Genomic DNA, 23600 nt, shown 5'->3' with positions numbered 1-23600 from the left:
GCCTAGCGCCCGCCGGGCACGAGCAGCGGCGCGCCGCCCGGGGCCGAGGCCGGGCGCCCATTCGCGGCCGGGACTCCGAGCAGCGGGGAGGCGGGCGCCGACGCGAGGAGCCCGCGCGCCGCCAGCTCGGGAGTCACGCCCTCGCCGAACCAGTACGCCTCCTCCAGGTGCGGGTAGCCGGACAGGACGAAGTGCTCGACGCCCAGGGCGTGGTACTCCTCGATCCGGTCCGCCACATCGGCGTGACTGCCGACCAGCGCGGTGCCCGCCCCGCCCCGTACCAGACCGACGCCCGCCCACAGGTTCGGCGAGATCTCCAGCCGGTCGCGGTCGAGCGAACCACCGCCGTGCAGCGCCAGCATCCGCTGCTGGCCGACCGACTCGCTGCGGCCGAGCAGCTCCTGCGCCGCGGCGACGGTCTCCGCGTCGAGATCGGAGAGCAGCCGGTCGGCGGTCGCCCAGGCCTCGCGGGCCGAGTCGCGCGAAATGGTGTGCAGCCGGATCCCGAACCTGACCGTCCGGCCGCGCTCCTCCGCGAGCCGCCGGATCCAGTCGATCTTCTCCTTCACCTGCCACGGCGGTTCGCCCCAGGTCAGGTACACGTCCGCGTGCTCCGCCGCGACCGGACCGGCGGCCGCGGACGAACCGCCGAAGAAGATCTCGGGCAGCGGGTCCGGCGGCAGGGCGGTGAGCCCGCCGTCGATCCGGAAGTGCTCGCCCTGGAAGTCGTACGGCCGGCCGCCCCACACGCCGCGCACCACCGAGAGGAACTCGGCCGTGCGCGCGTACCGCCGGTCGTGGTCCAGGTGGTCGCCGAAGCGGCGCTGCTCGGCGGAGTCGCCGCCGGTCACGACGTTGAGCAGGAGCCGGCCCCGGGTGATCCGCTGGTACGTGGACGCCATCTGGGCGGCGAGCACCGGCGAGATCACCCCCGGGCGGAACGCCACCAGGAACTTCAGCCGTTCGGTGTGCTGGGCGAGTGCGACGGTCGTCAGCCAGGCGTCCTCGCACCAGGTGCCGGTCGGCGTCAGCACGGCCTCGAAGCCCAGCTGCTCGGCCGCCTTGGCGATCTGGACGAGGTAGTCGATGTCGGGAGCGCGGACCCCGGACACGGTCCGGTTCCGGGTGATCCCGCCGTCCGTGTAGGCGTGCCGGTCGACGAGGGTCCGGCCGTCGCCGCCGGTCGGCAGGAACCAGTGCAGGTGGACGGTCATCAGGAGGCCTTTCCGTAGCTGCGCGCCGGGGTGGTGGACGGCGGCAGGTCCTTGTCGAAGCGGGTGTCGACGTAGTCGGCGAAGCGGAACGTGCGGGGGACGAGCCTGAGCTTCACGAACGTGTCGGCGATCTCCTGCTCGGAGGCGACCGCCGCGTCGTCGAGGGCGACGGGGATACGGGTGCCGTAGCTGCGCTTCACGGCGGCGAGGGCCACCTCGTACGGCAGTCCGGTCTCCTTCGCCCAGACCTGGGCCCATTCCTCGGGGTGGTCGAACACCCAGCCCTGGGCGCGGCGCAGCCGCTCGACGAAGTCGCCGATCGCCTTCGCCTTCTCCTTGTCGGCCAGCGCCGAGGGCGCGGCGACCTGGAAGCCGAGGCCGTTGACGAGCCCGCGCCCGTCGCTCAGCACCCGGCCCTTGCCGCTCAGCAGGACCTGGGAGGTGTACGGGTCCCAGACGGCCCAGGCGTCGACCTTGCCGCTGGTGAACGCCGCCAGGGCGTCGGCGGGTTGCAGGAGGCTGACCCGGACGTCGGCCAGTTCGAGGCCGGCCTTCCGGAGCGAGGCGATCAGCAGGAAGTGGGCGGCGCTGCCCTGGGCGACGGCGACGCTCTTCCCCTTGAGGTCCCGCGCGGTGCGCAGCGGCGAGCCCTTGGGGACGAGGATCGCCTCGCCCGCGGAGTCGCTGTGCGTCGCGGCGATCACGGTGATCTTCGAGCCGGCTCCGGCGGCGAAGACCGGCGGGGTGTTCCCGACGGTGCCGAAGTCGACGGCCTTCGCGTTCACCGCTTCGAGGAGCGGTGGGCCGGAGGTGAACGTCGACCACTTCACCCGGTACGGGAGGTCGTCGAGTTCGCCGGAAGCGCGCAGGAGGGCTTCCGAGCCGCCCTTCTGGTCGCCGACGTTCAGGACGAGGGAGCCCTTGCCGTCGGTGGAGGTGTCACCGGCGGCGGAGGCGCCGGAGCAGGCGGAGGCGAGCAGGGCGAGCGGCACGAGCAGTGCCGCGGCGGACAGTCGGAACGACTTCACGGGTGTCTCCTCTGAGGTGGGGGTGTGCGTCGGTCAGGCCGTCGCGTGCTCGATCGACTCACCGTCGGTGACGCCCAGTTCGGCGAGCAGTCGGGCGCGGAGCGCGGTGAGCGCCGGATCGCCGGGGGAGCGGGGCCGGTCGAGGTCGACGGCGGTGTCGTACGCGATCGCCCCGTCCCGCATCACCAGGGCGCGGTCCGCGAGGAGCAGGGCCTCGTCGACGTCGTGCGTGACGAGCAGGACCGTGCAGCCGCGCCGCTGCCACAGCTCGGCCACCAGCCGCTGGGCCTTGATCCGTGTCAGCGCGTCGAGCGCGCCGAACGGCTCGTCGAGCAGCAGCAGGTCCGGATCCCGTACCAACGCCCGTGCGAGCGAGGCGCGTTGGGCCTCGCCGCCGGAGAGGGTCTTCGGCCACGCCCCGGAGCGGTGGCCGAGCCCCACCTCGGCGAGCGCCTTCTCCGCCACCGCCCGGTCCGGCTTCCCCGGCAGTCCCAGCAGGACGTTCCGCCAGACCTTCTTCCAGGGCATGAGGCGGGGCGCCTGGAAGGCGACCGCGCGGCGGAGCGGCACGAGGACCGTGCCGGATACCTCCCGGTCGAGCCCCGCGAGGATCCGCAGGAGCGTCGACTTGCCGCACCCGCTGTGTCCCAGGAGCGCGGTGAACTGCCCGGCGCGCAGGGTGAGGTCGAGTCCGTCGACGACGGGACGCCCGTCGAAGGAGCGGGTGAGACCCTGGAGGGTCACTGCCCGGTGAAGGTCGGTCGCCATTGCAGCAGCAGCCTTTCGAGAGTGCGGACGAGGGCGTCGGCGAGCAGGCCGAGGAAGGCGTACACGACCAGGCAGACGACGATCACGTCCGTACGGAAGAACTCCCGTGCCTGGTTCATGAGGAAGCCGATCCCGGCGTCGGCGTTGATCGACTCGCCGAAGACGAGCGCGAGCCAGGCCGTGGCGAGGGAGTACCGCAGCCCGGTCATCGCCCCGGGCAGCGCGCCCGGCAGCACGACGTGCCGGACCAGGCCCCACCGGCCGAGCCCCAGGGACTCGCCCGCCTCGACGAGGTGCGCGTCGACGCCCCGGATCCCGGCGTACACGTTCAGGTAGAGGTGGAAGGCGACGCCGAGGGCGATCAGCGCCACCTTGGGCGCCTCGCCGATCCCGAGCCAGATGATGAACAGCGGGATGAGGCCGACCCACGGCACCGTCCGCAGCATCTGCACGGGAGCGTCGACGAGGTCCTCCCCGAGCCGCGAGAGCCCGGACACCAGGGCGAGCGCGATTCCCGCCACCCCGCCGAGCAGCAGTCCCACGGCGACCCGTCGCAGCGAGACCCCCATCGCGGTCTGCAGGGTCCCGTCCCCGACGAGTTCGCCGGCGGCCCGGGCGATCGTCCCCGGTGAGGCCAGCACGTCCGCCGGGAGGATCCCGGCGGCGCTGCTCGCCTGCCAGAGGGCGAGCAGCAGCACCGGGCCCACCGCCCGGCGCAGCCAGCGCGGGACGGCCGGGCCGCGGCCGGGCCCCCGGGCGGGAGTCAGGGACTCGACATCCGGCAAAGGCGATATGTCGGGCGGAGTCGAGGGCAGGGCATGGTCGACCGTCATGACGGACTCCGGGGGAGAGGGAGGTGAAGGTACGCCTCAGCGCCCGTGGGCGCGGGACGGACACGTGCGCACGGCGATCAGGGCGTTACGGAGGTGGTACGGGTGAAGGGGCGTCAGCGGCCGCGGCGACACGCGGCGGAGGCCACCCGCAGCAGGTCGATGTGACCGCGCGTGGTGAGCAGGGCTGTACGCAACATGGCGCGAACGTAGCGGCCGTCACGCGCCGGGTCAACGGTGTCTCGGACGCTGGACGGCGGCCGGCACGGCCCGCGGCGGCCGAACGGCCCGAACCGACGTGCGACCGTGCCCCGCGCGTGATCACCACCCCTAGGGCCTGTCGTCACCTTCCCGTCTGCCCCGCGACGCCTGGCACGCGCTCTCGCCGCACCGGGCGAAAGCCCGAGTACGGTCCAGTACGCGGACTTCCCCCCGGCACGCCGAGAGCACGCACCAGACGCCGCAGGGCCGCCCTCCGGGCGACGACGGGAAGGTGACGACAGGCCCTAGTCTCCAGCTGATCAGACGCGTTCACGACGGAGGACACGAGATGACGTACCGGCGCGCGGCGATACCCGCACTGACCGGCGGACTACTGCTCACCGCGCTGCTGTGGTGGGCGGGTGCGAGCGTGGACGCCCTGCACCTGCCCGGAAGCGACGGGACGCTCGGCGTCGAGGCGGTCGCCGAGCTCCGGCGCTGGCTGGCCCCCTGGGCGTACGACCCGCCGGCCTTCCTCGACGCCGGTGCGGCGGTCTCCGGCTACGTCGGGGACACGGCGGGCGGCGACGACAGGGACTTCTACGGGGGCCTGTACACGACCGGCCTGCAGATCCGTTTCGGCGCCGTGTTCGTCTCCTTCGTGCTCGGCGCCCTCCTCCTGATCCGCAGGCTGCCGCCGGTCCGCGGGCGGACGACGGCCGCGTTCCTCGCGTTGTGGGCCTGGTGCGCGGTGGCCGGGACCCTCGCGGTCACCCTGTCCGCGCCGTGGCTGATCGCCTCCACCGGACACGGCGGTTACCGCTTCCTGCCCCAGCTGGCGAACGTGATCGCCTCCGGACGGCAGCTCCCCGTGGCCGTCGGGCTCGTCGTCGCGGGAGCGACCGTCCTCGTCGCACGGATCACCGCCGGGGACGCGGGCCGAACGAAGCGGAACGCCGTCCCGGCCCGCCCCGCGCGCCGGGCCGCCACCGCGGGGACCGCCGTGATCGCGCTGTCCCTGGTCGTCCTCTCGTACCAGTCCGTCGCCGCCTCCCTCCAGGAGTTCTCCCCGGCCGGCGGACTCCTCTCCGAACCGGGCGACCTGCTGCGCCAGTGGCTGGTGCTCGGCGCCTGGTCGGGTCCCCAGGGCGGCCCGCTGGGTGACTGGCTCCTGTACCGCGCGTCCGACGTCCTCCTGCTCGTCGTCGTCTGGTGGGCCCTGCGCCGCCTCCCCGGGCTCCTCACCCGCGCCACGCTCCCGGCGATGGCCGTCGGCGCGGTCTGCGCCACCGTCCTCGGCCTCCTCGCGAGCCAGCTCCTGAGGATCGTGGTGATCCGGACGGGTTCGGACCAGGACCTCCTCTACCCCACCGCCCTCCTCGGCAACGGCATCCCGGCCGCCCTCGTCCTCGGCCTGGTGGCGGGCGCCACCACCGCGCTCGTGCTCCGGGCGTCCCTGCGCGGGACCCCGGCCCCCGGCGCATAGGCTGCGACGCGGCACCGAACCCGACCCAGGAGCGCACCCCATGGACGACCGCGACCGGCAGTACCCCTACCCCGACGCGTTCCGGGCGGACGAGGCCCCCGCCCCGCACCCGCTGCTCGCGCCGGTCGCCGGGCTGCTCGGGACCTGGGCCGGGCGCGGGCGGGGCGGCTACCCCACGCTCGCCGAGGAGTTCGCGTACGAGCAGGAGGTCACCTTCAGCCATGACGGGCGCCCCTTCCTGCGCTACGAGGCACGGGCCTGGCTGATCGACGAGGACGGCACGCCGCTGCGGCCCTCGGCCCGGGAGAGCGGCTGGTGGCGGCTCCAGCCCGAGGGCCGGGTCGAGGCCCTGATCACCCAGCCCACCGGCATCGCGGAGATCGCCGCGGGCCGCGCGGACGGCACCGCCGTCGACCTCACCACCGAGCAGGTCGCCCTCGCCCCCACCGCCAAGCAGGTCGACGCGACCCGCCGCCGCTACACCCTCACCGGCGGGGACACCCTCGAGTTCGTCCACGACCTCGCCGCCGTCGGCCGGCCGCTCCAGCACCACCTGGCGGTGCGGCTGCACCGCGCGCACCGAGGCTGACCCCCGGTCCCGCACAATACGGGGGTGAACGATGACGACCCGTACCTGTGGCTGGAAGACATCTCCGGCGAGGCCGCCCTCGCGTGGGTGGCCGAGCGGAACGCCGAGACGGCGGAGGTGCTGGCCGCCGACGCCGGGTTCGCCCCGCTGAAGGCGCGCGTGCGGGAGGTGCTCGACGCCTCGGACCGCATCCCGTACACCGTCCGGCGCGGCGCGTTCCTCTACAACTTCTGGCGCGACGCCGAGCACGTGCGCGGCGTGTGGCGGCGCACCACCCTGGAGCGGTACCGCAAGGACGCACCCGAGTGGGAGGTGCTCCTCGACGTCGACGCGCTGGCCGCCGCCGAGGACGAGAAGTGGGTGTGGGACGGGGCACGGGTGCGCCGCCCCGCCTACGACCGTGCCCTGGTGCGCCTGTCACGGGACGGCGGCGACGCCGTCGTCGTCCGCGAATTCGACCTGACGACGCGGGAGTTCGTCGAGGGCGGCTTCGAGCTGCCGGAGGCCAAGACCCGGATCGGCTGGATCGACGCCGACACCGTGTTCGTCGGCACGGACACCGGGCCGGGCTCGCTCACCGACTCCGGCTACCCGCGCACGGTCCGCCGCTGGCGGCGCGACACGCCCGTCGAGGAGTCCGAGCTCGTCTACGAGGCCGCCGACGCCGACGTGTCGGCCTGGGGCTACCGCGACGACACGCCCGGTTTCGAGCGGGACTTCGTCGGCCGCTCCCTGGACTTCTTCCGCAGCGAGACGTACCTCCTGGAGCCCGACGGCTCGACCGTGCGCATCGACGTCCCCGACGACGCCCTCGTCCACGCCCACCGCCGGCACCTCCTCGTCACCCTGAAGTCCGACTGGCTCGGGCAGCCCACCGGCTCCCTCCTCGCCTTCGACTTCGACGCCTTCCTCGCGGGCGACCGCACCCCCGAGGTGCTGTTCACCCCGGACGAGCGGACCGCCCTCTCCGGGCACTCCTGGACCCGGCACCACCTGATCCTGGAGACGATGCGGGACGTCAGCACCCGCATCGAGGTCCTCACCCCCGGCCGCGACGGCGCCGGCTGGACGCGGACCCCGCTCGTCGGCGTCCCGCCGCTGTCCGCCGTCGGCGTCGTGGACACGGACCCGGACGTCTCCGACGAGTACTTCCTCGACGTGTCGGGCTTCCTCCAGCCCTCCAGCCTCCACCGCGGGCACATCGGCGGCGACACGGAGGTCCTCAAGCAGGCCCCGGACCGCTTCGACACCGCCGGACTCACGGTCGAGCAGCACTTCGCGACCTCCCCCGACGGCACCCGCGTCCCGTACTTCGTCATCGGCCCCGACCACGCCGTCACCGGCCCGGGACCCACCCTGCTCTACGGCTACGGCGGCTTCGAGGTGTCCCTCACCCCCTACTACGGCGCCGTCACCGGCCGCGCCTGGCTGGAGGGCGGCGGCACCCACGTCATCGCGAACATCCGGGGCGGCGGCGAGTACGGTCCCGACTGGCACCAGGCCGCGCTCGGCGCGGACCGGCCGCGGGCCTTCGAGGACTTCGCCGCCGTCGCCCGGGACCTCGTCGCCCGGGGCATCACCACCCCGGACCGGCTCGGCGCATCGGGCGGCAGCAACGGCGGCCTGCTCATGGGCGCCATGCTCACCCGCTACCCGGAGCTGTTCGGCGCCATCGTCGCGCAGGTCCCGCTGCTCGACATGACCCGCTTCCACAGGCTCCTCGCCGGCGCCTCCTGGATCGCCGAGTACGGCGACCCGGACGACGCCACCGACCTCGAACACCTGCGCGCGCTCTCCCCGTACCACCGCATCGAGGCCGACCGGACCTATCCGCCGGTGCTCCTGATGACCTCCACCCGGGACGACCGCGTCCACCCCGGGCACGCGCGCAAGGCCGCCGCCCGGCTGCGGGAGCTCGGCCACCCGGTGCTCTTCCACGAGAACACCGGCGGCGGTCACGCGGGCGCCGGGGACAACGAACAGGCCGCCCACAACAGCGCCCTCGTGCACACCTTCCTCCGGCGGCACCTCGGCTGAGCCCTCAGAGCCACCCCTGGCGCTGCGCCTGCAGCGCCATCTGGAAACGGCTCGTGGCGCCCAGCCGGGCCATGAGGACCTGGATCCGGCGGAACAGCGTGCGGCGGCTGACCCCGATCTCCCGGGCGATCACGTCGTCGCTCGCGCCCCCCGCGAGCAGCCACAGCAGCCGGCGGTCGGCGGGCAGCAGTCCGGCGGGCAGCACGCCCGCCGGACGGGCCGTGCGGCCGTGGAACGGCAGGGCGCTCCGCCAGGTCTGCTCGAACAGGGCGATGAGCGCGGAGAGGAGCCCGCACGGCTGCACGACCAGCATCGTGTTGTGCACGTCCGCCTCCCTGATCGACAGCGACACCAGTGCGTACGCCTCGTCGATGATCATGAGCTTGACCGGGAGCTGCGGCAGCACCCTGGCCTGCTCGCCCGCCTCGATGCACGGCTCGATCCCCGTCCGCATCTTGTCCGGGTGTTCGAGGGACGCCTGCGAGTAGATGACCCGCTGCGTCACCCCCCGGGCCAGCGTCGCCAGCGCGTCGTCGGTCGAGCCCGGGATGGGCGTGTACGGGGGCGTGTCGAACTGCCGGATCTGCTCGCGGGCACTGCCCCAGGCCTGCCGGCTCCGCGGCCCGATGGCGTCGCCGGTCACGACCTCCACGAGATCGTCGTTGTACGCGGCGAGCCGCTGCCGCCGGAACGACTCGAAGGCGCCGCCCACCGTGATCCGCGACTCGTCGAGCTCGGCCGCCCGGTGCCGCCCCAGGATCTCCAGACCCGCGGCCGGCGGCACCGGGGCCACCAGGTCCGGGCCCTGCGACGCCGGGCTCGCCAGGCCCGCGTCGACCAGCTCCCCGTACGCCGCGGACAGCGCCGCACCGTCGAGACCCGCAGCGGCACCGACGGCGCTCAGCGGCGCCGGACCGAGGTCCAGGAGCCGGACGTAGACCCGCCGGGCCTCGTCCCCGATCCCAAGGAGACGCAGCGCCTCACCGAGCTTCTCGTTCGCCATGGCCGCATTATCGACCGGCCCCGGACACCCCCGCCGCCCGGGGCGTGGCCGATTCGTGCCACTGACCGATCAGGGCACACGGCGGGCCCGCGGCGCCGTACCGTCCAGGTGCCGCCGACGACCGGCGGCCCAGAACGTACCCGGAAGAAGGTGCAGGACGTGGCGAAGGGTCGCAAGAACGGCCTCTACGAAGGCGTCAGCGAGGAGCTTTCCGCTCTGATGAGGACGGGGTGGGCGGACACCGAGCGGCACGACCTCGAACCGGCCGAGCAGGCCCCGTACGCGGCCGGACGCCGCGCCGCGCTCTCCGCGCTCTTCCCCGGCGAGCGCCTGATCGTCCCCTCGGGGAACCTCAAGACCCGCTCCAACGACGACACCTACCCGTTCCGCCCGTACTCCGGCTACGTGCACATGACCGGGGACCAGGCCCGCGACGGCGCCCTCGTCCTCGAACCCCGCGCCGACGGCGGCCATGACGCCTACTGCTACCAGCTGCCCCGCGACAGCCGCGACAACGACGAGTTCTGGATCGGCTACACGGCCGAGCTCTGGATGGGCCGCCGCCGCTCCCTCGCCGAGGCCGAGACCGTCCTCGGACTGCCCTGCCGCGACGTCCGCACCGTCACCGAGGACCTCGCCGCCGGCTCCGGCGTGCCGACCCGGATCGTCCGGGGCGTCGACCCGGCCCTCGAAGCCGCCGTCACCACCGACGAGGAGCGCGACGCCGAGCTGGAGGGGGCGCTCAGCGACCTCCGCCTCGTCAAGGACGCGTGGGAGCTCGGCGAGATGCGCAAGGCGGTGGACTCCACCGTGCGCGGCTTCACCGACTGCGTCGCCGAGCTCTCCCGCGCGATCGCCTCGTCCGAGCGGTGGATCGAGGGCACCTTCTTCCGCCGCGCCCGCCTGGAGGGCAACCACGTCGGCTACGGCTCGATCTGCGCCGCCGGCGACCACGCCACGATCATGCACTGGACCGACAACGACGGCCCGGTGCGCCCCGGCGAGCTGCTGCTCCTCGACGCCGGCGTGGAGACGCACTCCCTCTACACCGCCGACGTCACCCGCACCCTCCCCATCAGCGGCACCTTCACCCCGGTCCAGCGCCAGGTGTACGACGCGGTGTACGAGGCCCAGGAGGCGGGCATGGCCGCGGTGAAGCCGGGCGCCCCGTACCGCGACTTCCACGAGGCCTCGCAGCGCCACCTGACGGCGCGGCTCGTCGAGTGGGGCTTCATCGAGGGTCCCGTCGACCGCGCGTACGCCCTCGGCCTCCAGCGCCGCTTCACCATGGCCGGCACCGGCCACATGCTCGGCCTGGACGTCCACGACTGCGCGCAGGCCCGGACGGAGGAGTACGTCGACGGCGTCCTCGAACCGGGCATGGTGCTCACGGTCGAGCCCGGTCTGTACTTCCAGCCGGACGACCTGACCGTGCCCGAGGAGTGGCGCGGCATCGGCGTCCGCATCGAGGACGACCTCGTCGTCACCGAGGAAGGCCACGAGAACCTGTCGGCCGGTCTGCCGCGCTCCTCCGACGAGGTCGAGGCGTGGATGGCCCGCTTCGCGGGCTGACCCGCGCGGCCCCGGGGCCGTCCGTGCGAACGCGCGCGGCCGGCCCCGGGTGTTGCCCCGGAGTTCCTTCCGCCGTCACCCTCGACCGGGGCGACGCCTGGCGCCTCGACACCGGCGGACCGGGCGCGTCTGGCGGGCCGGCGTCCCGTACACAGGTACGGGCCGCGCGCGTCCGAACGAGAGAAAAGGAGGCGATTGTTCACCGATTCAGGTGACAGCGGTCGAGGCGAAACGTCCCTCCCCGTGGCGGGGCGGCCACGCTCGACGTGACACATGGAGCCACCCTGTGGAGCGTCCGATGCAGCTGATCCCCCGTCATGACCCGTACCTCGTCGTCCGCTCGGCCGACGGCGTCACGGTCGCCGCCCTCCGGGGCGAGCTCGACCTCGTCCTGGTGCGGCACCTGCGGCCCGAGCTCGACGCCCTCGCCCGGGAGTCCGACGCCCTGACCGTCGACATCCGGCGCCTCACCTTCTGCGACGCCACCGGGCTCGGACTCCTCGCCCACTGCGCCGGGCGCGTGCACCGGCGCGGTGCGCGCTGGCGTCTCGTCTGCGACCAGCCGTGGATCCTGAGGCTCATCCGGCTCACCGCGCTCGGCGACCTGCTCCGCCCCGAGCCGGGGTCCCCGGACGCCCCCGGTCAGCCGGGCCCGGGCGCGGCGGTCCCGCTCCCGTCCGAGCCCGGGGTGACGAGGCCCGTCTCGTAGGCGGCGATCACCGCTTGGCCCGGTCGCGGAGCCTGAGCTTCTGGAGGATGCGGCCCACGTGCGTCTTCACCGTCGCCTCGCTGAGCCGGAAGCGCGCGGCGAGTTCGGCGTTGGTGTGGCCGCGCGCCAGGGCCCTCCAGGACCTCCGAACGCCGAGGGCCAGACGATCGTCCTCGTCACCCACGACCTCGCGCTCGCCGAGGCCTGCGCGACGCGCACCATCGAACTCGTCGACGGCCGCATCACCCGCGACGTCCCGGCGGTGTCCCGATGAGCACCCGGCCCGTCACCGAGATCCGTCCGGGCGCGCGCCGGTCCGCCCAGGACCTGACGGGGACGCCCCCCGTCCCGACCGGCGGGAAGCGCGGCGGGGTTCGACGGCGCTGCCGTCACCGCGGAGCGGCCCGCCGCCACCGCCCGGGCGTCCGGAGTGGCCGCCGCCTCGGGCCCCTTCGCCGTCACCTCCCTGCGGCTCGGCGCGGACAGGACCGCTCCGCCCGGGTTCGCCCCGCCCCCGCTGACGGTCGAGGGCCGGGCCTCCGCCGCCGGGTCGGTGGACGCGGTCACCCTGACCGCGGGCCGGTGGGTCACCGCCCCCGGCGAGATCGTCCTGGAGCGCGGATCCGAACCGCCCGGCGCGGGCCCGGGTACCCGGGTGACCGCCGGCGACGTCACCCTCACGGTGGTGGGCGTCGCCGCGGCCCGTACGGTCACGGCCCGGGCGCTGCGGGCGGAGTAGCCGGGACGGTTCCGTACCGCCGGCGCGATAACGTCGCCGCATGTCTGAAGTCCGGTTGACCACGCCCTCCTTCCTCGTGCTCGGCATCATCGACAAGCTGGGCGAGGCCACTCCGTACGACGTGAAGGTGGAGGCCGCGCGGACGGTGGCCCCGTTCTGGTCGATGCCGCACGCGCAGGTGTACGCGCAGTGCGACCGGCTCCTGGAGGCGGGGCTGCTGTCGGAGGTGCGGCAGCCCGGCGGCCGCAACCGGCGCCTGATGAGTCTCACGGCGGAGGGGACGGCGGCGCTGCGCGGCTGGCTGGCCGATTCCGCCTTCGTCCCCGTCGAGGCCCGCGAACGCGGCATCCTCAAACTGTGGTTCGGCGCCAGCCCGCGCGTCCACGCCCCGGTCCAGATCGACGAGCACCGCAGGACCCTGGACGAGTACGAGGGACTGGCGCACGACGTCGGCGAGCTGCTGACGCGGGGGCAGCGCGAGGCGCTGGAGTTCGGCATCCGGTATGAGCGGATGATGGTCGATTTCTGGCAGTGGGTGGAGAGCCGCGAGCCCTGACCCCGCCAACAGCTCCTTGTTACCGACCGGTTGACCCCGGTCGCCTCCCGTCCTACCTTCCTCCATAGTCCAGGCAGGACTATGGAGGAAGGGGAACCGCCATGGGGCGTCCGACCGGTACGCGAGGGAGGTGGGGGAGGGCGGCCGCCGTGGCGGTGACCGTGGTCTGCCTGGCGTACGCGCCGATCGCCGTGACCGAGATCTGGCCGTACGCCCGGCCGGGAGCGCCCGCCCTCGGCGAGTGGCTCCTCGGCCGCTCCGTCTCACCGGAGTTCGTGGCCGAGGCCGTGCGCGACAGGATGGGACCGTACGGCCGCAGTCTCGTCCCCCTGATCGCGCACTCGGTCCTGGGCGGCCTCCTCATGCTGCTCGGCCCCGTCCAGCTGCTCTCCGCGGTCCGGCGCCGCGTCCGGCTGCACCGCGTCGCCGGGACCGTCTTCGCGGTCACCGTGTACGCGTCGATGGCGGGCGCCGCCCTCTACCTGGTGCGCACCCCGCCGGCGGAGGCCTTCAGCGGGGCCGCGTTCTGGATCGTCCTCGCCACCATCCTGGCCGGCACCGTCGGCAGCGTGACCTTCGGCGTCCTCGCCGCCGTCCGGGGCCTTCCGGACCTCCATCAGCGCTGGATGCTGCTCTGCTACGGCTTCCTGATGACCGCTCCGCTGCTGCGGATCGAATGGGGCCTGCTGCCCACGTTCTACCCGGGGCTCGACCTGGCCGACATCAATCGGGTCGCGATCATGCACCTCGGCGCGCTCGTCTCGTTCGGCGCCCTGCTCGCCTCCCGCGCCCTCGACCGGCGGGCCACCGTCCCCGGTGTGACCGGCACGTGGTGTCCGCCGCCGGTGCGGATCGGCGCCCATCTCGCGGGCGCGGCGGGCCTGGTGTGGATCACGGTGGCGTTCCTCGACGAGGGCACCGCCGGACGGCGACTGCTCCTCGCGTACCTCGCCCCGTACGCCGTGACATACGCCGTCATCGCCGTCCGGGCGGCGCGCGCCGGAGCCCGGGGCGCGGACTGGGCGCGCGAGGAGTGGTCACTGCACCTCGCCGCCCTGTGCCTGGCTCCCGCCTTCTCGGCGGTGACCGTGCCCGTACTCGAACGGACCCTGAGCCTCGGCCGGCTCACGGCCCTCGTCGCGGGCGTCGGCATCGGCTGCGGCATGCTCGCGTACGCCGCCGTCACCGTGGTGAGCTTGCGGATCCTGTACGCGCGCGAAGTCCTGAGACGACAGCGGGAGTTCGCCGATCTTCCCACGAGTCCGGCGAACGCTCCGGCCGCGGCGGGCACCACGGCGGAAGGAGCCAGGGGTTGAGCGCCACCGGGCTGGAGACGGCCACCCGTGCGGAAGCCCCCGACGGACGTGCGCTCTCGCCCGCCGTCGTGGTCCTGAGCGGCGTCGTCGGCGGCATCAGCGCCACCGTCGGCACCCTGCTCGCCGTGGCGGCCCTGACCGGGCACGCGGCGGGCGCCTGGGTGTCGCCCGAGGCGCTGAGCCCCGGCCTCGTCGGGGCGGCCATGGCGGGCGTGGCACCCGCGCTGTTCACGATCGGCCGGGCGCGCGTCTGGGAGGAGGTCAGGAGCCTGGTGCTGCCGCTCGCGATCGTCCTCGTCGGCCTGTTCACGGTGACCCTGCTCAACGCCGGAAGCCTCCAGGCCGTACGCGGCGGCCCGCTGTTCCTCGCCCTGTTCAGCCTCGGCTGGGTCGCCGTCCTCGGCGTCCTCGCCCTCGCCGCGGTCGGCTGCCTGGCGGCGCAGTACCGCAGGCGGCCATCCGGCACGGGAACGGCGGGACGGCGTCCGGTCGCCCCGCTGCCCGCCTGGTCGAAACCGCCCCTCGCCGTGCTCGGTTCGGGCTGGCTCGGCATCGGCGCCGGCCTGCTGTTCCTCCCCGCCTTCTGGGGAGGCCTGCTCCCCTGGACGGTGAACCGCGCCGACGCACAGGGCCTCGGCGTGTGGGCGCTCGCGCTCGGCGTCGGCGTCCTCGGCTCCCTCGTGGAGGACGACCTGGCCCGCATACGGCCCGCCCTCGGGGCCGTTCCGGCGGTGGCCGTCGCCCTCGCCGCGGTCCTCGCCGCCCGCGCCTCCGCGGTCGACTGGACCTCGGGCCCCGGGGCCGCCCTCGTCACCCTCGTCGCCGGACTCCTGGTCACGGGCCTCTCGGGCCGGTGGCTGCTCGCCCGCGCCGTCCGGGCGGGCGAGGGCGGCACTCCCTAGAGGGTGCCCGGGGCCATCCGGGCGGCCCCTAGGTCCTGTCGTCAAACTCCCGTCGTCGCCCGAAGGGCGGCCCCGCGGCGTCAGGTGCGTGCTCTCGGCGTGCCGGGCGCGAGCCCTCGTACTGGACGTACTCGGGCTTGTGCCCGGTGCGGCGAGAGCGCGTGCATGGCGTCGCGGGGCAGGCGGGAGTTTGACGACAGGGCCTAGGAGCGGGCGGACTTCCACTCGTCGTGGAGGAGACCGAGCAGGACCTCGTCCAGGAACTCGCCCAGCACCCAGGCGGAGGAGCGCAGCACGCCCTCGCGGACGAAGCCGTTGCGCTCGGCCGAGCGCAGCATCGCGGCGTTGTCCGCCAGGGTCTCGATCTGCAGCCGTTGGAGGCCGCGCACGGCGAAGCCGTAGTGGCAGAGGACCGCGACCACGTCCGTGCCGTAGCCCTTGCCGCGGGCCGACGGGAACAGTCCCAGGCCGATGTGCGCGTTCCGGCTGTGGTTGTCGATGCCCCACAGGTTCGCGCTGCCGACCAGCGTGCCGCCCTCCAGCTCCACGACGGAGAAGGAGACGTTCCGCTCGTCGGTGTCGTCCACCACGAGCCGGGGGTCCTTCGCGCCGGGCGTGATCGGCCGCCACGGCGCGGCCTCCGCCCGCGAGCCGTTGACCACGTCGTCGTAGAGCTCGGTCCGCAGGAGCGGGATGTCGTCCTCGTGCCGGGCCCTGAGCCCGATCGTGGTCCCTCGCAGCATGCGGGATTCCTATCGGACCGGACTCGCTGCGGCAAACGAACAGGCGTGCGCGCGCGGCTCACGGACGCCAGCGGGGCGCCCCGTCGTCCGGGGTGTCCGGGCTCCCGAAGTGGAAGGGGACCGCGAGGTGTTCGGCCAGGGCCCGGCCCGCGGAGCCGGCGGCCGCCGCCTCCGGGTGGAGCAGTCCCCGCGCCTGTGCCTCGCCCAGGTGCCGTACGGCCGTCTCCCGGTAGATCGTGGCGAGGTGGTGCTCGCCCGCGGGCTCCGAGGTGATCGCGAGGAGGATCACGAACCAGTCGTGGACGGTGTCGCCGTCCCAGACCGCCTCGACCGCGACCACGCGCCCCGGACAGCCCGAGACCCGCGCCGCCAGCGACTCCAGGTCGAGGGGGCTCAGCGGGGTGCGCGCGATCCGGTCACCGTGGTGGAGGTACCGGTCGTGGACGACCCTCTCCGCGTCGTGGAGTCCCAGACCGCGCCCCCGGCAGGTCTGCCAGACGATCCGCACCGCCTGGAGCCGGGCGTCCTGGAGGACGTACCCGTCGACCTCCGCGCGGATGCCGTCCGGCAGCAGCTCCCACCACGTGGACGTCGTCGACTCGGTCATGCGGATCCTCTCCCTGTTCCCCGGCCACTGAGGCTACCCGCAGGTCGGAGGCGTGCGCCCGCGGGTTTCCGTCCGCCCGGCCGAGGCCGAAATCCCGTGGCGCGCACGGCCGGTGGGCGTGAAGATGACCGGATGACCCAGCGCGCGCGGCCCGTGGATGCCCTGATCGTCGTCGACGTCCAGTCGGCCTTCGTCACCGGCGAGGGGGCCGTGCCCGCCGCCGGCCGGATCGTCGACCGCACGAGCGACCTGATCGAACGGGCCCGGCGGGACGGGGCGTTCATCGCCCACCTGCAGAACGACGGGCCGCCCGGCGCCGAGGACGAACCGCACACGCCTGGCTGGGAACTGCACCACGCCGTGGAGCCCGGACCCGCCGAGGTCGTGATCCGCAAGCCCTACGACGACGGCTTCGAGGACACCGCGCTGGGCGAGGCGCTCACCGGGGCGGGAGTGCGGGCGGTCGCCGTCTGCGGCGTCATGTCGGAGATGTGCGTGCAGGCGACGGCACGTACGGCCCTGGCGCTCGGCTACCGGGTCGTCGTCCCGCACGACGCCCACGCCACCCAGGACATTCCGGCGGCGCCCGGCATCGGTGAGGCCGTACCGGCCGCGACGGTCTCCCGCGTCGCGGCGTACGCCCTCGGGAGCGACGCGGAGACGACCGTCACGGCGGCGGACGTGACGTTCACGGCACCCTTGGCGCGCTAGGGTCGCGCGCGGGCGCCCTTCTTCACTCCTCGTGCTCCGGCTGGATGCCCGCGAGGAGGTTGAACGCGCCGGTGAGCAGATTGAGGGTGACCACGCCGACCACCTCGGCGATCACCCGGTCGCTCCAGCCGTGGGCCCGTACCTCCGCCACGTCCTCGTCCGAGAGCGAGCCCGGTTCGGCGAGGACCCGCAGCGCCAGGCCGATCAGGGCCGCCTCGCGCGGGTCGGTCGAGGTGCCCTGACGGGCCAGTTCGATGTCGGTCGCCGTCAGTCCCGCCGCGAGGCCGGCCTCGCGGTGCGCCTCGCGGCAGGTGCCGCAGCCGATCCACTCCTGGACGGCGAGCGACAGCTTCTCGCTCAGGGCGCGCGGGATCCTCACCCGCTTCATGGCGCGCGAGAGGCCGAGATAGCCGTCGAGCAGAGCCGGCGAGTGCGCCATCGTGGACACCATCTCGCCGGCGGAGCCGTGCCGTTCGACGATGTCGGTGAGCAGCTCGCGTGCCCGGCCGGGTGCTTGCTCGGGGGCGAGCGCGGTCAGTCTTCTCGTGGTCATGGAACCCCTCCTCTATATACCCTTGGGGGGTATAACTCGCCGGGGTGGCGAGAGGTTCCCGGGACGGCGGGGCCGAGCGCCGCGAGATAGGCGCGGAGCAGGGCGGGGCGGGCGAGCGGCGCGACGAGACCCACGTACCCGTCGGGCCGCACCAGACACAGGTCGCCGGGGTGGCCCAGCCGGCCGGCCTCGAAGGCGTCCCCGGGCGTCACCGGCAGGATCCGCACCGGAGCCGCGAACCGGGCGCACTCCTGGCGCAGGGCGTCGACCACCGCGGGCTCGGCCCGCGCCGCGTGCAGGACCAGCGTCCACCGCTCGTACGCGAGCAGGGTGTGCATCCGCCGCGCGACGGGGCCGCCGGCGACGACCCTGACGTCGGGCATGCGGTCGCCCGCGCGGGGTCCGGTGCGGTGGTACGGGGCGGCGAGGTGCCAGGACAGTGCACCGCCCCGGTGGTCGCGGCGCCGGTCGAGACGGTGCCGGAAGCCGTGCCGCCGGGCGAGCGTGCCGGGCACCGCGGCCGTGAACGCCCGGTGCCCCAGCGGGGGTAGCGGCGGCTCCATGAAGTCGAACCGCATCGCGCGGACGTACCGGACCGCCGTCCGCCGCTGCTCGTCGCCGTACGTGTCCAGGAGCCCCTCGCCCGCGTGTCCCCGGTGCACGGCGGCGAGCTTCCAGGCGAGGTTGTGGGCGCCGAGGATGCCGACGTTCACGCCGTGGCCGCCGACCGGGGCCCAGGCGTGCGCCGCGTCCCCGGCGAGCAGCGCGCGGCCGTGCCGGAACCGGGCGGCGAGCCGGTGGCCGAGGTGGTCGTGGTCCGGTCGGAGCGGCTCTGTCGCGTCGAGGCGGAGCCCGGGAATGCGGAGGGTGTCCGCGACCAGGTCGCGCAGTTCGGGCGTGGTGGGCGTGGTGGGCGTGGTGGCCGCGGCGGCCGGCGTGGGGTCGGGGGCGTCGCGGAAGCAGAAGAAACGGAAGCCCCCGCCAGGCAGCGGGAAGACGAGCAGGGAACGGTGCGGGGCCAGGAGGAGGTGCCCCCGGGCGGGCCCTTCGCCGAACGGCCGGGCGGGGCGGGCGTCGCCCTGGACGACCTGGAGGCCGGTGCGGCGGCCCTCGAAGGGGATGCCGAGCCCGTCCCTGACCACACTGGAGGCGCCCTCGCAGCCGACGATCCACGCAGCCGCGGCGGACTCCACCCGGCCGTCCCCGTGACGCACGGTGAACTCGGCCCGGTCCTCGTCGACCTCGACGCCGGTCACCTCGGCGTTCCACTCGACGCGGGTGCCGAGCCGGGCGAGCTCCTCGCGCAGGAGGCGTTCGACGTCGTGCTGTGCGACGGTCAGCGGGCGGGCGTGGGCGGAGAGCGCCCAGCCGGTGGTGAGCTCGCCGAGGAACCGGTCGCGCGCGTGGATCGTGACCGCGTCCGGCCCGACGCCGTGGCACCGGAGGAGCCCGCCGACCCCGAGGGCGTCGAGCGCCGCGCGGGCCCGCGCCCAGAGCACCAAGGGGCGGGCCTCGCGCCCGGCCGTCGGCGCCTTGTCGACGATCCGCACCCGCAGCCCGAGACGGCGCAGGCCGACCGCGAGCGTGAGGCCGGCCGTCCCCGCCCCGACCACGCACACGTCCACGCCCCCGGCCTCACCCGCGCCGCCACCCATCCGGTCACCCGCTCCCCGCTCGCTCTTCCCGCCGATCAGGGTGGGGGCCGAAGATCGGCTTCGACAGGGCGTGCGGCGGGGGCGCGGGAATCACGCCGACCGGAGGAGAGGACCACCGGTGCATCACGTGTTCCGTTTGGGCGACGGTGGCCAGTTCACGACAGCGGTGACGGTCCGCCCCGCGGGCGGGCGAAGCGCCCGGGGGTGGTGCCCACGAGCCGCTTGAACGAACGGTTCAGATGCGACTGGTCGTAGAAGCCGGTCGCGGCCGCCACGTCGACCGGCGGCCGTCCGTCGAGCAGCAGCCGCCGGGCCCGGTCGATCCGGCGGGCCGTCAGATACTGGTGCGGGGCGATGCCGAACGCGCCGCTGAACGCCCGTACGAGATGCGCGGGATGGGCGTGGAGCAGCAGGGCGGCCTCGTCCAGGGTCACGCCCTCGACGAGGCGGGCGTCGAGCAGCTCCCGCAGCCCGTGCGCCACACCCGGATCGGCCCCCCGCGCGGGCGTGACGAGCCCGCCTCGCAGGTGGCCGCGCAGCCGGTCCCCGATGAAGGCGAGGCGGCTCTGCGCCTCCAGTTCGTCCCCCGGCTCCGCGAGCGCGGAATGCAGCTGCCCGACCCGCTGCCGCAGCAGCGGGTCGACCAGGTCGGGCGCGTCGACCGCCGGGCCGATCAGGCTCTGGTCCAGCTGCGTCAGATCCAGGTAGAGGACCCGCTTCCGGAAGCCGCCGGAGGTCGCGGGCGAGCCGTTGTGCGGGACCTGCGGCGGAAGCAGTGACACCGTGTCGCCGGGCGTGCCGCGCTCGTGCCGGTCCAGGTCGTAACGGACGGCGCCGTCGTCGACGATGAGCAGCGTCCACACGTCGTGCACGTGCATCGGATACGCGTGCTCGGTGAAACGCGCGTGGAAGACCTCCACGACACCCGGCACGCGCGGGCGCCACGCGGAGACCTCCTGCCGGGTCACCGTACGGGCCGCCATGCAAGGAATGTACAAGACCGCGCGCCGGGTCCGGCGGCAGTCTCGGAGCATGACGACGACCGACCACACCTCCGTACGATTCGACACCAAGATCGCCGTGCTGCTGCGCGGCGACCTGGAGACCTGGCAGCGCCTGAACGTGACGGCATTCCTGGTCAGCGGCCTCGGCACGCAGCTCCCCGAGGTGATCGGCGAGCCGTACGCCGACGCCGACGACACCCCGTACCTGCCGATGTTCCGTCAGCCCGTCCTGGTCTTCGAGGGGACGAAGGAGACCCTGACCGCCGCCCACGGCCGCGCCCTCTCCCGCGGACTGCCCCGGGCGGTGTTCACGAGCGACCTCTTCACCACCGGAAACGACCGTGAAAACCGCGCCGCCGTACGGGCCGTCGGCACCGGGCAGCTCGATCTGGTGGGCATCGCCGTGTACGGGCCGCGCAACGCCGTCGACAAGGTGCTCAAGGGGGCCCGGATGCACCCCTGAGGGCCCGGGCCTTCATGCCGTCGGCCCGCCCACTCCAGAGCTCAGCCCGCCGCGCGGTCCGCGCACTCCAGAAGGATCGGGAGCGCGGCGGCCAGCGCCTCCGTGCCGTGCGCGTACGGCAGCCTGAGCCGGTCCCGGAAACCGTCCACCGGCGAGAACGCCGCCCCCGGCACGACCGACACCCCGTGACGCCGCGCCAGCTGGGCGAGGGCCTCCGTGTCGGCGCCCGGGATCCGCACCCACAGCGCGGGGCCGCCCGCCGGCCGCGTCCACTCCCAGTGCGGGGCCGCCCGGCGCACCAGCGCCTCCGCCGCGTCCCGCTGACCCCGCAGCTCGGCCCTGCGCCGGGCGCGGGCCTCGGGCAGCCGCTCCAGGAGCCGGACGGCGACGAGCTGGTCCACGACCGAACAGGCCAGGTCCACCGAGGTCTTGATCTTCGCGAGCCGGGCCACCACCTGCGGCGAGGACCGCACCCAGCCCACCCGCAGCCCGCCCCAGAACAGCTTCGAGAGCGTGCCGACGGTCACCGTCGAGGCCATCGGGAGACCGGCCACCAGCGGAACCGGGGCGGTGGCGTCGTCGTCCTCCCCGTCCCCCAGGGCGAGTTCGGCACAGGCCGTGTCCTCGACCGCGAACAGCTCCCGCTCCGCCAGGACCCGCCGCCACTCCCGCCGCGCCGCGCCGTCGAGCGTGCGCCCGGTCGGGTTGTGGACCGTCGGCTGGAGGTACACGAGCCGGGGCCGCCCCCGCGCGCACAGCCGCCGCAGCTCCGCCGGACCGCCCCCGCCCGCCCCCTCCCCGTCCGGCCCGTCCCCGCCGACCGGGACGAGACGGGCGCCCCGCGCGCGCAGCGCCTCCAGGGCTCCCCGGTACGTGGGGTTCTCCACCACCACCGTGTCGCCCGGCTCGACCAGCGCCTGCGCCACCAGCCACACCGCCTGCTGCGAACCCGAGGTCACCAGGATCTGCTCCGCCTCCGTCGGCACCCCCGCCGCCCGGTAGTACGCGGCGATGCCCTCCCGCAACGCCGCGATCCCGTACGGGTGGTAGCCGTCGTCCCCGAGCAGACCGCCGAGGTCGCCGTGGGTCAGCGCCCCGACGGCCTCGGCGACCGCGGCGAGCCCGGGCAGCGCCCCGCTCGACAGGTCAGCGGTGCCCGAGCCCCCCGACCGCGCGTTGAAGCTGACGAGCCGGCCCTCCGCGACGTACCGGTCGAGCGCACCCGACCCGCGCAGCCGGGAACCGCTGCCCCGCACGCTCTCCAGCCACCCCTCGCCCTCCAGGAGCCCGTACGCGGCCGTCACGGTGGACCGGCTCACGCCGAGCACCAGTGCCAGTTCGCGCTGCGAGGGCAGGACGCTGCCGCCGGTCACGTCCCCGCGCTCGGCCAGCTCCCGCAGCGCGTCCGCGAGCCGGCGTGGCAGCGGCCCCGGCCCCTGCGACGACCAGCCGGTGAGGAGTCGGGACAAACGGGTCGATGCAATCCGGGCCATGGCACCCATCCTGCTCCACGGCCGCTCGGCGATCTCCGCGACGCAGGCCAATCCGCCCCGACTGGTTGTTGTCTACACAGGTCGCCCCGACGGAGGATCGACACCGGCGGGACCGGGGCACGGGACCGGGATGCGGGTACGGGACCGGGAGAAGGGTGGAGGCATGGCGACCGTCGTGCTGGTCGGCACACTGGACACCAAGGGGGAGGAGTACGCCTGGCTGCGCGAGCGGCTCAGGGAGTACGGCAGCGACGTCCTCCTCGTCGACACCGGGATCCTGCCGCCGCCCGCCTCCGCGCCGGCGGCCGACGTCCCCGCCGACGTCGTCGCGCGGGCCGCGGGACACGACCTGGCGCGGCTCCGCGCCGCCGGGGACCGCGGGGCGGCCGTCGCCGCCATGGCGCAGGGCCTCACCCGGATCGTCGTCGACCTGTACCGCAAGGGAAAGCTGCACGCGGTGCTCGCCGCGGCCGGCAGCGGAGGCTCCGCGATCGCCGCCCAGGCCATGCGGGCCCTGCCCATCGGCGTCCCCAAGGTGCTCGTCAGCACCATGGCCGGCGGTGACGTCTCCCCGTACGTCGACAGCAGTGACCTCACCATGATGTACAGCGTCGTCGACATCTCCGGGCTCAACGCCGTCTCCTGCCAGGTCCTCGGCAACGCCGCCGCGGCCGCCGCCGGGATGGCCCGCCGCCACGAGCGCAACCACGACGAGTCCGCGGGCCGGGGACGGCCGGTCGTCGCGGCCACCATGTTCGGCGTGACCACCCCGGCCGTCGACACGGCCCGCGCCCGGCTCGCCGAACTCGGCTACGAGGTCCTCGTCTTCCACGCCACGGGCGCCGGCGGCCGGGCCGTCGAGAAGCTCGCCAGGGACGGCATGCTCGACGGCGTCCTCGACCTGACCACCACCGAACTCGCCGACGAGCTCCTCGGCGGCGTGCTCAGCGCCGGACCGTCCCGGCTCACCGCCGCCGGGGCCGTCGGCATCCCGCAGGTCGTCGCCCCCGGCGCGCTCGACATGGTCAACTTCGGTCCCGCCGCGACCGTCCCCGACCGGTTCGCCGGCCGCCGGCTCCTCGTCCACAACGCGACGGTGACCCTGATGCGCACCACCGCGGACGAGATGGCCGAGCTCGGCACCGGAATGGGCCGCAAGCTCCGCACCGCCCGCGGCCCCGCCGAGGTCTTCTGGCCCCTGCGCGGCGTCTCCGCCGTGTCCGTCGCCGACGGGCCCTTCGCCGACCCCGCGGCGGACCGCGCCGGGCTCGACGCGCTGCGCGCCGCCGTCCGTGGCGGCGAGGTCCGCGTCCACGAGCTCGACGCCCACGTCAACGACCCCTCCTTCGCGGTCGCCATGGCCGACCGCCTCCACCAGCTGATCGCCGAGAACGCCCGCGCCGCCGCCCGCTGACACACCG

At 74.5% G+C, this 23600-nt stretch carries 23 protein-coding genes and 2 pseudogenes; 13 read left to right on the top strand and 12 right to left on the bottom strand.

Annotated features, from left to right (window positions below; translation table 11 throughout):
• Positions 1 to 2: 2 nt before the first annotated feature.
• From ACN9MM_RS06115 to ACN9MM_RS06100, 4 genes are read right to left on the bottom strand one after another with little or no spacing between them, the layout of a single operon-like run.
• Positions 3 to 1214 (bottom strand): LLM class flavin-dependent oxidoreductase, encoded by a 1212-nt coding sequence (locus ACN9MM_RS06115; protein WP_426362680.1) that lies wholly within the window; start codon positions 1212 to 1214, stop codon positions 3 to 5.
• Positions 1214 to 2242 (bottom strand): ABC transporter substrate-binding protein, encoded by a 1029-nt coding sequence (locus ACN9MM_RS06110; protein ID WP_426362679.1) that lies wholly within the window; start codon positions 2240 to 2242, stop codon positions 1214 to 1216. The genes ACN9MM_RS06115 and ACN9MM_RS06110 overlap by 1 nt, the downstream gene beginning before the upstream one ends.
• Before the next feature lie 33 nt (positions 2243 to 2275).
• Positions 2276 to 3010 carry an ABC transporter ATP-binding protein gene (locus tag ACN9MM_RS06105; protein WP_426362678.1) on the bottom strand — a complete coding sequence of 245 codons (735 nt, stop codon included), beginning with the start codon at positions 3008 to 3010 and terminating at the stop codon, positions 2276 to 2278.
• Positions 2983 to 3843, bottom strand: coding sequence for an ABC transporter permease (locus ACN9MM_RS06100; protein ID WP_426362677.1), 861 nt, complete (start codon positions 3841 to 3843; stop codon positions 2983 to 2985). Before ACN9MM_RS06100 ends, ACN9MM_RS06105 begins: the two co-directional genes overlap by 28 nt.
• A 547-nt stretch (positions 3844 to 4390) precedes the next feature.
• Between ACN9MM_RS06100 and ACN9MM_RS06095 the strand changes: the two genes are divergently transcribed.
• From ACN9MM_RS06095 to ACN9MM_RS06085, 3 genes are read left to right on the top strand one after another with little or no spacing between them, the layout of a single operon-like run.
• Entirely contained in the window at positions 4391 to 5527 is a 1137-nt protein-coding gene (locus ACN9MM_RS06095) for a hypothetical protein (RefSeq protein ID WP_426362676.1), read from the top strand.
• 40 nt (positions 5528 to 5567) lie between these two features.
• Positions 5568 to 6116 carry an FABP family protein gene (locus tag ACN9MM_RS06090; protein ID WP_426362675.1) on the top strand — a complete coding sequence of 183 codons (549 nt, stop codon included), beginning with the start codon at positions 5568 to 5570 and terminating at the stop codon, positions 6114 to 6116.
• Positions 6117 to 6140: 24 nt separating this feature from the next.
• Positions 6141 to 8153, top strand: coding sequence for a prolyl oligopeptidase family serine peptidase (locus tag ACN9MM_RS06085; RefSeq protein ID WP_426362674.1), 2013 nt, complete (start codon positions 6141 to 6143; stop codon positions 8151 to 8153).
• A 4-nt stretch (positions 8154 to 8157) separates the two neighbouring features.
• Here ACN9MM_RS06085 and ACN9MM_RS06080 read toward each other — a convergent pair whose 3' ends face one another.
• A complete protein-coding gene (locus ACN9MM_RS06080) occupies positions 8158 to 9156 on the bottom strand; it encodes a LuxR family transcriptional regulator (RefSeq protein ID WP_426362673.1) in 999 nt (332 codons plus the stop codon).
• Positions 9157 to 9315: 159 nt separating this feature from the next.
• Here ACN9MM_RS06080 and ACN9MM_RS06075 point away from each other — a divergent pair, with 159 nt between their 5' ends.
• Together ACN9MM_RS06075 and ACN9MM_RS06070 are read left to right on the top strand one after the other, a co-directional pair.
• Positions 9316 to 10728, top strand: a complete 1413-nt coding sequence (locus tag ACN9MM_RS06075) for an aminopeptidase P family protein (protein WP_426362672.1) — start codon at positions 9316 to 9318, stop codon at positions 10726 to 10728.
• A 298-nt stretch (positions 10729 to 11026) separates the two neighbouring features.
• Entirely contained in the window at positions 11027 to 11437 is a 411-nt protein-coding gene (locus ACN9MM_RS06070; protein ID WP_426362671.1) for an STAS domain-containing protein, read from the top strand.
• Here the strand turns inward: ACN9MM_RS06070 and ACN9MM_RS06065 are convergent.
• Positions 11371 to 11570: pseudogene (locus ACN9MM_RS06065) on the bottom strand (response regulator transcription factor); the annotation flags it as partial. The gene ACN9MM_RS06070 and the pseudogene ACN9MM_RS06065 sit on opposite strands and share 67 nt — an antisense overlap.
• A gap of 15 nt (positions 11571 to 11585) precedes the next feature.
• Between ACN9MM_RS06065 and ACN9MM_RS06060 the strand changes: the two are divergent.
• The 5 genes and pseudogenes from ACN9MM_RS06060 to ACN9MM_RS06040 all read left to right on the top strand — a co-directional run.
• Positions 11586 to 11711 (top strand): annotated as a pseudogene (locus ACN9MM_RS06060) (ABC transporter ATP-binding protein); the annotation flags it as partial.
• A 156-nt stretch (positions 11712 to 11867) separates the two neighbouring features.
• On the top strand, positions 11868 to 12176 hold the full coding sequence (locus ACN9MM_RS06055; protein WP_426362670.1) for a hypothetical protein: 309 nt from the start codon (positions 11868 to 11870) through the stop codon (positions 12174 to 12176).
• A 40-nt stretch (positions 12177 to 12216) separates the two neighbouring features.
• A complete protein-coding gene (locus ACN9MM_RS06050; protein ID WP_426362669.1) occupies positions 12217 to 12732 on the top strand; it encodes a helix-turn-helix transcriptional regulator in 516 nt (171 codons plus the stop codon).
• 149 nt (positions 12733 to 12881) lie between these two features.
• The gene (locus ACN9MM_RS06045; RefSeq protein ID WP_426362668.1) at positions 12882 to 14048 is read left to right on the top strand and encodes a DUF2306 domain-containing protein; all 1167 of its coding nucleotides are present in this window, start codon (positions 12882 to 12884) and stop codon (positions 14046 to 14048) included.
• Positions 14045 to 14950: a hypothetical protein gene (locus tag ACN9MM_RS06040; RefSeq protein WP_426362667.1), complete on the top strand. Its 906-nt coding sequence runs from the start codon at positions 14045 to 14047 to the stop codon at positions 14948 to 14950. The genes ACN9MM_RS06045 and ACN9MM_RS06040 overlap by 4 nt, the downstream gene beginning before the upstream one ends.
• Before the next feature lie 203 nt (positions 14951 to 15153).
• Here the strand turns inward: ACN9MM_RS06040 and ACN9MM_RS06035 are convergent, their stop codons facing one another.
• The gene (locus ACN9MM_RS06035) at positions 15154 to 15693 is read right to left on the bottom strand and encodes a GNAT family N-acetyltransferase (protein ID WP_426362666.1); all 540 of its coding nucleotides are present in this window, start codon (positions 15691 to 15693) and stop codon (positions 15154 to 15156) included.
• Positions 15694 to 15751: 58 nt separating this feature from the next.
• Positions 15752 to 16300: a hypothetical protein gene (locus ACN9MM_RS06030; RefSeq protein ID WP_426362665.1), complete on the bottom strand. Its 549-nt coding sequence runs from the start codon at positions 16298 to 16300 to the stop codon at positions 15752 to 15754.
• A 132-nt stretch (positions 16301 to 16432) separates the two neighbouring features.
• On the opposite strand from ACN9MM_RS06030, the gene ACN9MM_RS06025 reads away from it, so the two are divergent.
• On the top strand, positions 16433 to 17011 hold the full coding sequence (locus ACN9MM_RS06025; RefSeq protein ID WP_426362664.1) for an isochorismatase family protein: 579 nt from the start codon (positions 16433 to 16435) through the stop codon (positions 17009 to 17011).
• 22 nt (positions 17012 to 17033) lie between these two features.
• On the opposite strand, the gene ACN9MM_RS06020 is transcribed toward ACN9MM_RS06025, so the two are convergent.
• The 3 genes from ACN9MM_RS06020 to ACN9MM_RS06010 form a co-directional block, all read right to left on the bottom strand.
• Positions 17034 to 17564 carry a carboxymuconolactone decarboxylase family protein gene (locus ACN9MM_RS06020; protein ID WP_426362663.1) on the bottom strand — a complete coding sequence of 177 codons (531 nt, stop codon included), beginning with the start codon at positions 17562 to 17564 and terminating at the stop codon, positions 17034 to 17036.
• Complete coding sequence (locus tag ACN9MM_RS06015; protein ID WP_426362662.1) at positions 17561 to 19219, bottom strand: FAD-dependent monooxygenase; 1659 nt, start codon at positions 19217 to 19219, stop codon at positions 17561 to 17563. The genes ACN9MM_RS06020 and ACN9MM_RS06015 overlap by 4 nt, the downstream gene beginning before the upstream one ends.
• A 155-nt stretch (positions 19220 to 19374) precedes the next feature.
• Complete coding sequence (locus ACN9MM_RS06010) at positions 19375 to 20202, bottom strand: AraC family transcriptional regulator (protein ID WP_426362661.1); 828 nt, start codon at positions 20200 to 20202, stop codon at positions 19375 to 19377.
• A gap of 49 nt (positions 20203 to 20251) precedes the next feature.
• On the opposite strand from ACN9MM_RS06010, the gene ACN9MM_RS06005 reads away from it, so the two are divergent.
• Complete coding sequence (locus ACN9MM_RS06005) at positions 20252 to 20686, top strand: DUF2000 family protein (RefSeq protein WP_426362660.1); 435 nt, start codon at positions 20252 to 20254, stop codon at positions 20684 to 20686.
• Between the two features lie 41 nt (positions 20687 to 20727).
• Here the strand turns inward: ACN9MM_RS06005 and ACN9MM_RS06000 are convergent, their stop codons facing one another.
• Positions 20728 to 22179, bottom strand: coding sequence for a PLP-dependent aminotransferase family protein (locus ACN9MM_RS06000; protein ID WP_426362659.1), 1452 nt, complete (start codon positions 22177 to 22179; stop codon positions 20728 to 20730).
• Between the two features lie 163 nt (positions 22180 to 22342).
• Between ACN9MM_RS06000 and ACN9MM_RS05995 the strand changes: the two genes are divergently transcribed.
• Complete coding sequence (locus tag ACN9MM_RS05995) at positions 22343 to 23593, top strand: Tm-1-like ATP-binding domain-containing protein (RefSeq protein WP_426362658.1); 1251 nt, start codon at positions 22343 to 22345, stop codon at positions 23591 to 23593.
• Positions 23594 to 23600: the final 7 nt, after the last annotated feature.

The sequence above is a fragment of the Streptomyces sp. E-08 genome (assembly GCF_049913095.1).
In the GTDB taxonomy this organism is placed as follows: domain Bacteria; phylum Actinomycetota; class Actinomycetes; order Streptomycetales; family Streptomycetaceae; genus Streptomyces.
Note: the sequence above shows the minus strand (reverse complement) of the source record. Positions and strands in the feature narration are given on the sequence as shown.